Origin of the sequence: Methanobrevibacter cuticularis (assembly GCF_001639285.1) — an archaeon.
Taxonomy (GTDB): domain Archaea; phylum Methanobacteriota; class Methanobacteria; order Methanobacteriales; family Methanobacteriaceae; genus Methanobaculum; species Methanobaculum cuticulare.
Genome location: NZ_LWMW01000130.1, coordinates 1 through 12600, shown reverse-complemented (window position 1 = coordinate 12600; position 12600 = coordinate 1). Strand labels below are relative to the sequence as shown.

Genomic DNA, 12600 nt, shown 5'->3' with positions numbered 1-12600 from the left:
AAAAATGAACAAAACCATAGAAAAAGCACAAAAAAAACTAGACCTCATATCCATGAATGATGAAGACTACAGAATGTATGAAATGCGAGAAATGGCACACTACGACGAAATAACCCTAAAATACACATCAACACAAAAAGGAATAGAAATAGGGAGAAAGGTGGGAATGGAGAAAGGATTAGAAAAAGGAAGAAAGGTGGGAATGGAGAAAGGATTAGAAAAAGGGAGAAAGGTAGGAATTGAAAATGGAAAAATTGAGGTTGCACAGAATATGAAAAAGGCAAATGTTCCACTAAAAGAAATAAGTAAATTCACAAAACTCTCTATAGAAAAAATAGAGAAACTCTAAATCCTCTATTGAACCATAAAATCTATGTTTTTGAAATTTTAATACATACTTTTTTACACTTTTATCTTTTCATAAATTATTAATTGATACTTACTTTTACATTTTCTTTAAATCTGGAGATATGTTAAATTACTTTTTTGAGTAGATAGGGTTTAGGGATTTAAGATTAAGGTTGAAAATTAAAGAAGTATATATAATTTAGTTATATTATTATTAATGTTATTTTCATAATCTTATTTTTAATAATAAAATTATATAAGTAAATAAATTAAAATAATCATATAAATAATTAGATAATCTAAATATTAAATATCTTTAATTAAATTTCAGATTAATTAAATTTTTTATAACTATTAAAAAATCAAAGATTTTTAATCTTATAAAAATGAAAAATTTGTTATATATTATTGGATAAAACTTCTCAAAATTATAATATTTTTAAATATTCATGTTAATCATTATTTTTATAAATAAAATAATTTTTGATTAAAAATTTAATATTATTTTTAAATCAAATGTCCAGCAATATAACTATTAAAAAATAATAAAATCAAGTGTTAATTAAGGTAATTATTAAAAGACAATTCATATTTTTTAATAATTTTCATGGATAATCAATTGATAGGGTGTATTTTTTTGAATTTACGAAGTGGAAGGTTAAATAAGAAAATGACGGAAGATGCTGCTGAATTTGCTTCATCTCTTGAATTTGATAAGTATATTTTTGATGCAGATGTTAAATGTAATTTTGCTCATGTCTTGATGTTGAAGGAAGAAAAAATCATAGATGAAAAAATAGCGGATAAAATATTAGAAGCTTTACTTAAACTTAAAGATGAAGGTTATGCTGTCCTTAATTTTGATCATTCGGTTGAGGATATTCACATGGCAATTGAAAATTATGTTACTGAATTAGTTGGAGGTAGGGTAGCGGGTTTTATGCACACAGCTAAGTCAAGAAATGATCAGGTAGCTACTGATTTAAGATTAACACTCAGGGAAAAAATTATAGAAATTCAAATAGCTATTTTGGAATTTATAAAAGGGTTGGTGGAGTTAGCTGAAGAACATAAAGAAACTGTTACAATTGGCTATACTCATCTTCAACATGCTCAACCTATTACAATAGCTCATAATTTAATGGCTTATGCTCAATCATTGAAACGAGATTATGAAAGACTAGCTGATACTTATAAACGGGTTAATCAAAATCCATTAGGTTCAGCTGCCATGACCACCACAAGTTTTCCTATAAATAGGGAGCTAACCACCAAACTTTTAGGTTTTGATAGTTACATGGAAAACTCAATGGATGGTGTATCAGCAAGAGATTTTATAAGTGAAACTGTTTTTGATTTAACTACATTAAATACAACTTTATCAAAGATATGCGAAGAATTGGTGCTTTGGAGTACCTATGAATTTGGGATAATTAATATATCTGATGAATTCTCATCAACTTCTTCTATAATGCCTCAAAAAAAGAATCCTGATGTAGCTGAAATAGCTAGGGCTAAATCTACTGTGGTCACTGGAGAACTTGTCACAATAATTAGTATTTTAAAGGCTATTCCTTATACTTATAACCGAGATTTACAAGAACTAACTCCTCATCTTTGGAACTCTGTTAAAGTAACTAAAGATATTTTAAAAATTGTAACTGAGATGACTTTATCAATAACTGTTAATAAAGATAGATGTTTAGAGCTATCTGGAGCTAATTTTTCAACTGCAACTGATTTGGCAGATATTATGGTTAGAGAAAAGAAGATTCCATTTAGACAAGCTCATAAAATTGTTGGTAGAATAGTTAATATAGCTATTGAAGAGAATATTGCTACTGAAGATATTGATTCTCATTTTGTAGATAATGTTGTTACTTCTTTAAATTACGATAAATTGGAATTAGACAATGATTTAATAAAAAAAGCACTAGATCCATTAGAAAATGTTAAAATGAGAAAAATTCCGGGAGGCCCTTCTCCTGAAATGGTTCAATTAGCTTGTAATAACATGAAATCTTTTTTAAAAGAAGAATTCAGTAAGAAATCTTTGGAAATGTGAGTTTTGAGAAGTAAAAAAAAGTAAGAAATCTTTACATAATCATAAATTTATTCTGTTGTTAATAGTTTAAATATCTAGATTTTTTAATCTTCTATCAATTTCTTCATCAGTTAAATCTTCTTCCATATCATTATTATCTTTATTTTCATAATTTTCTTTTTCATTTTCTTTTTTTAATTTATTTTTTCTCTTTTCTTTTTTTAGTGTTATTTCGTAGTCATTTTTTATCTCTTCAGCTATTCTCTTATTTCCTTCAATGATAGGGCCAGTATAACCACAAGTTTTACATACCCATAAAGACCAGTTTTGAGGAATTATCCAATCAACATTAGTTGAGCCACATCTAGGGCATATTTTCATTTTAATCACTTTTTAACTATTTTTCTAATTCTATTTGGATTATTATTAATTATTCTTTTATTTTTCATCTTTTTAAATTTTTCTAGTTTTTCCTCTTTAATTTTTCCAGTTTTTTAAGATATTTTTATTTTTTCTAGTTTTTTCCCTTTTTATTTTTCATTTCTAGCTTTTTTTATAGAAACTCCAAATTAAATCTAATGCTTGTCCTGGTTCTAATGCTCCTGATCGTGTTTCTCTTAAAATTCGTTGTATTGAAAATTTTTTCATGTGGGGATATTTTTTATGAACTTCAAAAAGTAGTGGACAACCAAAACCAGGTATTGATTTAATATTAAAATATTTAGTCGTGTTTTTTATCTCTTCTTTTCCTATGGAAAGAGTAGCTGGTAAATTCAATCTGTATAGTTCAGAAAGTTCATGATTTTGGTAGCTGTTGAGTGTATTGTATTCATTTTTGCTCTTATAATTATTATTAAGCTCAGTACAATCAGCTTTGTGTTTTGTTATGCATTGAGATCCTGTTGATAGCATATCTCCGAATATGACAATATTTATATTGTGTTTTATTGCATATTTAAATAAAGTTTCTTCGATTATGTTAGAACATCGCCCACAGGGATGAAATCTCCCAGCTAATGCATTTTCTATGACTTCTTTAGAGTCTGCTTTTAGATATTCATGTTTAACCTTTAATTTTTTGCATAGGTTATCTATGTTAATTCTAAATTGATTAGGGAGTATAATGGTTCCAGGGTCAACTGTAATAGCTATTGGATTAAAACCTAAATATTTAGCTAGAATCAATGAGAAACTACTATCTACACCTCCAGATATTGCTACAATAGCTTGATGATTTTTTTCTATTTGTTTTTTCTCGTGGTTATCATCTATTGTTTTAAAATAGCTATTAAAATCAAATTCATAAATATCGTTGATTCTTAATTCTAAAAGCTTTTTTAAATTGTTTAAGGGATTTTTATTTTGAGGATTTTTTGAAATAAATGAATCAATCGCATTTAAAGATAGTTCCATTTGATATTTCTTTAAAATATAGTCGGAATAGCTTTCTACATGGATTTTATTTATTTCAAGCTCTTCTTTTAGTCTTCCAACAACCCATCCTCCTTTTCCGATAATAGCTGATTTGTCAGGACGATCTGGAACTATGATCCATAATTCTTTTTTGTCTTCTTTAAATTTTAACTCTATTATATTAATATCAGAATCTTCATGACCTATTTCTTTCCTGATTTTCTTGATATGTGTCTTAATTGTTTGTTTATTAAAATTCAAAATTTCACCATCGATTTTGAGATTATATAATTTAATTATATATTGTCTTCAATAAGGATATTTTTTTATAAATGATTTCTAAAGATGAAAATGAAAAGATATTTTTATATCAAATAATAATTATATATACTTAATTAATCATAGTTATTTATAATAAATTATAATTAGGAGAATATTAATATTAACTATAGAATAAATTATAATTAGGAGAATATTAATATTAACTATAGAATAAATTATAATTAGGAGAATATTAATATTAACTATAGAATAATTTATGTTTAGAAGGATATTAATGTTAAGTTTATAGTAAATTATGTTTAGAAGGATATTAATGTTAAGTGTATAATAAATTATGATTAAATTAATTAATATCATGTTTATAATAAATTATAATTTCTGTTGTTATTGTATTTATAGGAAATTTGTGGATGATAAAATGGCTGGCTTTTTAGGACTATTTAAGGATGATTCTGATGAAGGAACTTCTGAATTAGCTAATGATAATATTAAGTTGGGAGTTAATTATAAAAGATTTAGTCAGCCACCAATTATCGGTAAAAATCTTTTGCTTCGTTCAAACACTGTGATTTATAACGATGTTGTAATTGGAGACAATTTCAAAACAGGTCATAATGTAGTTATTAGAGAACAGACTAAAATTGGAGATGATGTTTTAATTGGTACTAATACTGTTGTTGAAGGAGAGTGTACCATTGGTGATGGAACAAGTATCCAATCTAATGTTTATATTCCAAAAAATAGTATTATAGAGAGCAATGTTTTCATAGGTCCTTGTGCTTGCTTCACTAATGATAGATATCCTGTCAGGGTAGAATATGATTTAAAAGGTCCTCAAATAAGAAAAGGAGCATCTATTGGGGCTAACACAACATTTTTGTCAAATATTGAAATTGGGGAAGGAGCTATTGTAGCTGCAGGAGCTGTTGTTACTAGGACTGTACCTCCATATTATTTAGCTATTGGAACACCAGCTAAAATTAAGCCTTTGCCTAGTTCTTTAAGAGTGCCTAATATGCTGTAATTATATATTTATACTATTTATTATTATTATTATTATTTCGATTTTTAACAAGTAAAAATTGTTTCATGGAATTTACCTTAATTTTTTATCTTTTTTTAATATAATCATGATTAGATCCCTTTTTCTAAGAATTCAGAGTTCATATCAGTAAAATCCATATGATTTCAATGTTTATATAAAAAATATCTAAATAATATTTTAATTAGAAACTCATAAAAAACTAACTATCAAAACCCCCTAAGAAATTATAGTTATAAACAAATTACAGTTGTAATATATTTAAAATTAATTACTAACTATATAATAATGATTTTTCCAATAATATTATAGTTAACTTCTTTAAATCTTGAATCTATATTATATGTAGCTAAGGTTTAAATATAAGAAAAAACTAACTTATTATGATATAAATAATTCATTGAATTATTATTAAATATATTTTATTGTGATATGAATAATTCATTGAGTTAATATTAAATTATATTAAATCTTAAATGATTTTATTTATTCAAACTTTAAGTTTTATCAGGAGATTATTTTATGATTGTTAAAGAGTGGTGTATGTACTGTGGTGAGTGTGCTGGGGTATGTCCAAGAAACTTAATTGAGGTAAAGGAAACAGTTTTGGTTTTTGATGATGAACAATGTAAAGAATGTGAAATTTGTGTTAAATGTTGTCCTATAGATGCACTAGAAAAGAATTAAAATTAAGAATTAATAACTTTAGAGTTTTACTAAATTAGAAATTAATATTTATAATAAGAATTAATACTTAGAAATTTAGTCTTTATATTAGAAATTAATATTTATAATAAGTTTATAATAAGAATTAATAGTTAGAAATTTAGTCTTTATATAAAATTGATAACTATAAATTTACTATTTGTAGAAAATTAATATCTTAAGTATTACTTGTTTAAGTCCCATTGGGATGAGTAATGATTATGGATAATAAGATAGGGTTGATTGTTATGATTGAAACTGATGTGTTAGTAATAGGTGCTGGACCTGCTGGCTCAACAGCTGCAAAACATGCAGCATTAGGTGGAGCAAAAGTAATATTAGTAGAAAAAAAATCAGAGATTGGTGCACCAAAAAGATGTGCTGAAGGAGTTTCTAAAGAAGGATTAAAATTATTGGGAATTGAACCAGATCCACGATGGGCAGTTAAGGAAATAGATGGGATTAGGTTAGTTGCACCAAATGGAACCGATGTCTGGTTAAATGATGAAATAAAACTTCCTGAGGCAGGTTACATTTTAGAGAGAAAAGTTTTTGATAAGTTCATGGCTATGGATGCTGGAAGGGCAGGAGCAGACATAAAAATCAAAACATTGGCTAAAGGTATGCGAAAAGAAGGTAGTGGCTATGTTGTTACTTGTGAAACCATGGGAGAGCTATTTGAAATAAAAGCTAAAATTATAATAGCTGCAGATGGTCCAGAATCTCATGTAGGCCGATGGGCAGGTATTAAAACAGGAACTAAAGCTAAAAATATGGAATCTGGTGTTCAATTTGAAATGTGTAATGTTGAGATGGAAGATCCTGATGTTTTAGAATTTTATTTTGGTAGCCTTGCTCCTGGTGGTTATGCATGGATTTTCCCTAAAGGTAATGATATTGCCAATGTAGGTTTAGCTGTAATAGCTACTGAAACAGATAAAACTGCTTATCAATATTTACTTGACTTTGTAGATAATTGCCCAGCAACTAAAAATGCAAAAGCTGTGGAACTTAATATCGGTGGAGATCCTGTTGGTGGAATGATTAAACAGATGTCTGATGATAATGTTCTTGTGGTTGGAGATGCAGCAGGACAAGTAAATCCCTTAACTGGTGGAGGAATAATCAGTGGAATGACATGTGGAATGTTTGCAGGTAAAGTAGCTGCTGAAGCTATAACTGAAAAAGATTATTCTGCAAAAAGATTATCTGCTTATGATAAAAAATGTCAAGAAGAATTAGGATCAAAACTGAATAAATATCTAAAAGTTAAAGATTACCTTTCTTCTTTATCTGATAGTGAACTTGATTCAATAGCTGATGCCTTCCAAAATGTTGAATTTGAAGAAATTAGTACCACAGAACTGATTAAAAAATTGATAAAGGTTTCTCCAAAAGCTTTATTAAAATTAGGGAAATTATTTTAGATTATTTAATATTACATTAAATGTACATGATGTTATAACAAGCTTTGATGCAAGAATAAATAAATAATTTTCAATGCTCTGTTATTTCAATTTCTTTATTATTAAAGTGTTTGTCAAAAGTAACTATTTTTTTATTCTTAATTCTTTCATGACTGCTATATAAATACAATCAGGTAATGATAACTCTTTATTATTATATTTAAGAATTTTTTCAAGTCATTTATCATAAAAATAATGATCTTCTATGATTTCATAGTAATTGTGTATTTGGTGATATGCTCTTTCTATTACTTCATTACTTGCTTTTAATTTTATGTTTAAAAAGGTTATAACCTCTGAAATCACTAATCTTGATATTATTTGTTCTTTTTCAATTAGTGATTCATCGATTGGTTGGGAAATAAATTTTTGTGTTTGTTATGAATTTTTTCTTATTTTTTGTTTAGTGTTGGGATTTGCTTATTTAGTGTTTTTTGGGGTTGTTGATGAATGTGTGTATTCTTTTTTGTAATTGTGGTGCCATCAATAGCTAAAGCATTTAATTTAACCATTTCAGCTTCTCTTGAAACACCAATGGTTAAAAGTAAAAATTTTTCAATTAATGATGCATATTCATTCTTAAAATTAATAATGGTATGATAGCTAGGTTTATCATTTTATCTGTTTATATATAAACCAAGTTTTTCTCAACTAATTTAGCAATTTTACTGGAAGAATGAATATGATCAATTAGAAGTCATACTGACTAATCTGGTTGATATACGCTTAGAATAAGCACGTATACCTACAGTTTCAACGAATTTAGAATGAATATCATCAAAATCAATTTGATTCATCAAGTTTTTCACAAAAAAATGAGTATACTCCTCAGGAATCAAGTCTAACAAATTAGTAGGAATTAAAAAAATCTGATCAATTTTATCTTTATGTAAAAACATTAAAACTTCACAAAAAAATTCAATTAATCTATATAACTAATATATATGAACTTATATGCAAAACTAATGATTTTAATAAAGAAAAATACAAAAAATTAGAAATAATCATTTCCCAGCCAAAAGGGTCATGTTAATTATAGGAAATATATTTATCAAATACTTAAAACATTTAGTTGATATTTTAATGTTGTATTTTTCAAATGATTTTAAAATGAAGTAATAATATTAGAATTTTAACTTAGTAATCATATAGGCATAATAATGTTAATGATAATACTATTTTTATATAATACATATTAATAACATTGTATTATTTCTATAATACATAAAAAGAAAATTATATATTCTTATAAATACATAATATGTTATAATAGCTGAAAAAATATTATATAATAGATGTGACTAATTGAGTTTTTATTAAAACTAGCTATATATGAGGTGACAATATGTCTGAAATATATAAAAAAATGGTTGATGAATCAATGGCTGCACAGAGAGCTGATGTTGAGACTGTTAAAAAAAATAGGGGAAAAGAATTTAAATTAAAGGACACAAAGTCTTATGTGGATGTAGCTAATAAAATGATAGCTATTGAGGGTCAAGCCCAATCTGTTATAGATTTACATGTAAGCTCAGTTAATACTCATTTTAACGCTTTATCTGGCTTAACTGATACAGTAAGACCTGAAGATGATCCGTTTGTTGAGCATTATCAAACACCTGCGATTCTTGAAATACTTTGTGAAGAAGATGAATCATTCCATAATAGTTTAAAAAAATTCATAGATACAATTGATGATTGTGAAGCATTAATTGGAAAAGAGGTTATTAGAAGATATGGTGGATTCTATGGCCCTACTTGTGTAGTTGATTTTGCACTTATCCCTGGGAGTACAAGTAATGTAGTAAATCAAATTTTACTTGAAACCAAAATTCCTGAAAATCATAAACAAGCTATTTTAGCTGCTAAATCATGGGCAATGAATACTTCTTATGGACTTGGGGAAATATTTGCAAATAGCTTAGAATTTGGAGATACTGCTACTGAAGCAGTTAAAAAAGAGATATCTATAATTAAAAAAATATATGAAACACCTGTTAAAGCTCAAGCAGAACTTATGGATGATGCTGGGCAAATTTCATTTGATGTAAGAAAATATATGGATATATATAAAAATAAAATGAGGGACACAACGATTGCTGCTGTAGAGGATAATGTACATTATGGTAATATTCTTACAATTCCTGCCTATTGTGTTGGGGATATTTCTCATCACATATCTCAATCAACCTATAACATGTGTAAAGATGATATGATTATGGGAATAATTGAAGCAACAACAGAAGTGATTGATAAAGCATTAAATGACAATTTAGGAAATTTTAAATCAGAATACGATGTTTTATCTTTAGCTACTGGTTCTTCTGCTTCTGCAGTAGAATATATTCTTGAATTGGATGGTATGAATGCTATAATGATTGTGGATTTATTAACTAAAAGATTTCATAACTTTGTACAACAATTTCCAACTAGAGGTGCTGCAGCAGAATTACACAACTGTGACTTTATGGACATGATTTATAGAGGATGGGGATACTTAGATAAGGCAAGAAGGATGAGAAGTAGTGAAGCAGAAAAATTAAAACCAACTGCTAATGGATTTGAAGTTGATCTAGATCCAATCAGAAACCATCAGGTGGTCATGAATCCTCAAAGATATACTTATCCTGCTTGTGCAATTTCTGTAAGATTCTCCTCCTTAATGAGACTTGCTGATTATCCTTGCTTACTTACAAGTGAACCTATAACAGCCACTATGATGACAAATATTACAGCTCTTCATAAAGAAATTCCTGCATCTCCAGTAAGAGCTTGCAAAAATTGCGCATCTGCCGCTCTTGTTGATTTCAGACATAGCTATTGTCAATGGAAAGAAGCAATATAGCTATTCATTGGAGATAAGTATTGTAAACTGTCAGTAGAGATACTTCTATATAATTTGTTAGTGGGGATACTTATATAAAAATAATATAATTATTTAATTTAGTGCAGGAATGATTGTATGGTTTGTTCAATACGAAAAAAAGCTTTAGCTGAGATTATTGGAACGTTCATGTTGGTATTCTTTGGTACTGGATCAGCAGTTATAACTTTAATGCTTACAAATAGCATAGATCCAAATGATGTAGGAATAGGTGTATTGGGTGGTATGGGTGATTGGATAGCTATTGCCTTAGTATTTGGTTTAACAGTCGCAGCTTGTATTTATATGTTAGGTAAAATTTCTGGAGCTCATTTAAATCCAGCAGTCTCAATTGGGTTGTTTGTAACAAAAAATATCTCTGGAAGAGATACTTGCTATTATATAATAGCTCAAGTTATAGGGGCCATATTAGCTAGTTCAGCGTTATTTATCACATTAGGAAATCTTTCTGTATCTATTGGGGGGCTTGGTGCAACAGCTCCAGGTTTAGGAGTTGGCTATTTCCAAGCAATGTTTGCAGAATTTATAGGAACATTTTTCTTAATGTTTGTGATAATGGGAGTAGCTGTTGATAAAAAAGCAGATCCTGGATTTGCAGGAATATCTATTGGTTTCACTGTAGTATCAGTTATTGCAGTTCTTGGTCCATTTACAGGAGCATCAATAAATCCTGCAAGGACATTTGGTCCTTATTTATTAGATTTACTTGCAGGGGGAACTAATTTTTGGATATATTATCCAATATATTTAATTGGACCGATTTTAGGTGCAATCACAGCAGCTCTTCTTTATGCATATCTAGCTAAAGGAACGGATGTTTGTGAACTACCTCAACCATTTAGAGAATAGTAAATAAAAATTAATTTGGTTGTTAACATTAACTAAATTTTTCTTTATTTTCATATTTTTCATATGAAGTTATTTATTATTTTTTTAAATCCATATAATGATACACCTATATAATATTCGAACAATAATTATATATATAATAGAAGATAATTATTATCATGTTTAAATTGTTATTATATACTAGATTATTAATAACTTACTGAGATAAAAATTTTGTATATTTTAAATAATAAAAATAAAACATTAGATATATCTTATATTTAGATAATTGTTTATATTTATATTTTAGATAATTGTTTATATTTATATTTTAGATAATTGTTTATATTTATATTTTAGATAATTGTTGTCTTATTTTTAAATTAATAGGGAGTATTTTCATGGAGTTTAATTTAAGTAAAAAAATGCTTGCAGAACTTGTTGGAACATTTTTATTAGTATTCTTTGGTACAGGATCTGCAGTTGGTGCAGCCTGGTTGGTACATCAATACATACCTACTGGTTCTATTGGTGCTTTAGGCGGATTTTCAGAGTGGTTGGCAGTTAGTTTGGGATTTGGAATAACAGCAATAGCTGTTATATATGTATTTGCTAAAGTTTCTGGGGCAAATATAAATCCTGCAGTTACAATAGGACTACTTGTAACCAAGAATTTGTCATTGAAAGATTCATGTGGATATATAATAGCTCAGTTTATTGGAGCTATAATAGCTAGTTTATGCGTTCTTGTGATCTTTGGAGTTGACATTGGAGCAGGTATAGGTTCTCTGGGGGCAAATGCTCCTTCAACAGGTATTAGCTATTGGCAAGCATTTTTTGCAGAACTTATAGGTACTTTCTTTTTGGTACTTGTTGTAATGGGTGTAGCTATTGATAAAAAAGCAGATCCTGGTGTTGCTGGTCTCTCAATTGGTTTAACTATTGGTATAGCTTTAACTTTCTTAGGTCCTCTTACTGGTGGATGTATTAATCCTGCAAGAGGTTTAAGCCCATACTTAATAAGTTTTTTAGTTGGAAATCCTAGTAATTTATTATGGAGTAATTATACAATTTTCCTAATTGCACCAATTGTAGGTGGGATAATAGCTGCATTGCTATATGATTATATAGCTAACCCTAATGTAGTTGAAGCATAATTACTTAAATAATTCCATTTTAGCTATTTTAACATTAAAATGGACATTATATCCTTTTTAATTTTAAATTATTTTTTCTTATTTTGAATCGTGACCAAAATTCTTATTTTCCCATAATTTTATATACTAATGCAAACAGTTTTTTTTAATGACTTGAAGCCGACCCATAATTACGAGTTCAGTGAACAATGATTTAAATTTAAGCATATATTTATACAAAGTATTATATATCGGCTTTGTAGAAACCATGTTTGAATTTTTGTATTGTAATGTTTTTGTGTGGTGATATATGTCATAACAAGCCTTTTTGAGTTCAGTTTCTTTATTTTTTTTAGTTGATTACGTATTTTGGTTAATAGCTTTGTTTTGCTGTTTTTTTTATCATTTGTTCTTTTGATTGAATTGTTATTATAATTTTTATATTTTATTGT

Annotated in this window: 9 protein-coding genes and 1 pseudogene; 8 read left to right on the top strand and 2 right to left on the bottom strand. The window is 27.5% G+C overall.

Annotation, left to right across the window (positions count from 1 at the left end):
- Together MBCUT_RS08595 and argH are read left to right on the top strand one after the other, a co-directional pair.
- Positions 1–349: pseudogene (locus MBCUT_RS08595) on the top strand (hypothetical protein); the annotation flags it as partial.
- Between the two features lie 636 nt (positions 350–985).
- Positions 986–2413 (top strand): argininosuccinate lyase, encoded by a 1428-nt coding sequence (argH, locus tag MBCUT_RS08590; protein WP_067260269.1) that lies wholly within the window; start codon positions 986–988, stop codon positions 2411–2413.
- A gap of 66 nt (positions 2414–2479) precedes the next feature.
- On the opposite strand, the gene MBCUT_RS08585 is transcribed toward argH, so the two are convergent.
- Positions 2480–2773, bottom strand: a complete 294-nt coding sequence (locus MBCUT_RS08585) for a hypothetical protein (RefSeq protein ID WP_084270780.1) — start codon at positions 2771–2773, stop codon at positions 2480–2482.
- A 162-nt stretch (positions 2774–2935) separates the two neighbouring features.
- Positions 2936–4066 (bottom strand): ATPase, encoded by a 1131-nt coding sequence (locus MBCUT_RS08580; RefSeq protein ID WP_245634979.1) that lies wholly within the window; start codon positions 4064–4066, stop codon positions 2936–2938.
- Positions 4067–4505: 439 nt separating this feature from the next.
- Here MBCUT_RS08580 and MBCUT_RS08575 point away from each other — a divergent pair, with 439 nt between their 5' ends.
- The 6 genes from MBCUT_RS08575 to MBCUT_RS08545 all read left to right on the top strand — a co-directional run bounded on the left by MBCUT_RS08575 (position 4506) and on the right by MBCUT_RS08545 (position 12169).
- Positions 4506–5111: an acyltransferase gene (locus MBCUT_RS08575; protein WP_067260267.1), complete on the top strand. Its 606-nt coding sequence runs from the start codon at positions 4506–4508 to the stop codon at positions 5109–5111.
- Between the two features lie 540 nt (positions 5112–5651).
- Positions 5652–5816, top strand: coding sequence for a 4Fe-4S binding protein (locus MBCUT_RS08570; RefSeq protein WP_067260266.1), 165 nt, complete (start codon positions 5652–5654; stop codon positions 5814–5816).
- 266 nt (positions 5817–6082) lie between these two features.
- Positions 6083–7261 (top strand): NAD(P)/FAD-dependent oxidoreductase, encoded by a 1179-nt coding sequence (locus tag MBCUT_RS08565; RefSeq protein ID WP_067260271.1) that lies wholly within the window; start codon positions 6083–6085, stop codon positions 7259–7261.
- A gap of 1384 nt (positions 7262–8645) precedes the next feature.
- Positions 8646–10145, top strand: a complete 1500-nt coding sequence (locus tag MBCUT_RS08555; RefSeq protein WP_067260264.1) for a DUF2193 domain-containing protein — start codon at positions 8646–8648, stop codon at positions 10143–10145.
- Between the two features lie 117 nt (positions 10146–10262).
- Positions 10263–11033: an MIP/aquaporin family protein gene (locus tag MBCUT_RS08550; RefSeq protein WP_067260263.1), complete on the top strand. Its 771-nt coding sequence runs from the start codon at positions 10263–10265 to the stop codon at positions 11031–11033.
- A 380-nt stretch (positions 11034–11413) separates the two neighbouring features.
- Positions 11414–12169, top strand: a complete 756-nt coding sequence (locus MBCUT_RS08545) for an MIP/aquaporin family protein (RefSeq protein ID WP_067260262.1) — start codon at positions 11414–11416, stop codon at positions 12167–12169.
- The last annotated feature ends 431 nt before the right edge of the window (positions 12170–12600 follow it).

Coding starts and splice junctions, on each gene's coding strand:
- MBCUT_RS08585 (WP_084270780.1), bottom strand. CDS start 2,773: ATGAAAATATGCCCTAGATGTGGCTCAACTAATGTTGATTGGATAATT.
- MBCUT_RS08575 (WP_067260267.1), top strand. CDS start 4,506: ATGGCTGGCTTTTTAGGACTATTTAAGGATGATTCTGATGAAGGAACT.
- MBCUT_RS08570 (WP_067260266.1), top strand. CDS start 5,652: ATGATTGTTAAAGAGTGGTGTATGTACTGTGGTGAGTGTGCTGGGGTA.
- MBCUT_RS08565 (WP_067260271.1), top strand. CDS start 6,083: ATGATTGAAACTGATGTGTTAGTAATAGGTGCTGGACCTGCTGGCTCA.
- MBCUT_RS08555 (WP_067260264.1), top strand. CDS start 8,646: ATGTCTGAAATATATAAAAAAATGGTTGATGAATCAATGGCTGCACAG.
- MBCUT_RS08550 (WP_067260263.1), top strand. CDS start 10,263: ATGGTTTGTTCAATACGAAAAAAAGCTTTAGCTGAGATTATTGGAACG.
- MBCUT_RS08545 (WP_067260262.1), top strand. CDS start 11,414: ATGGAGTTTAATTTAAGTAAAAAAATGCTTGCAGAACTTGTTGGAACA.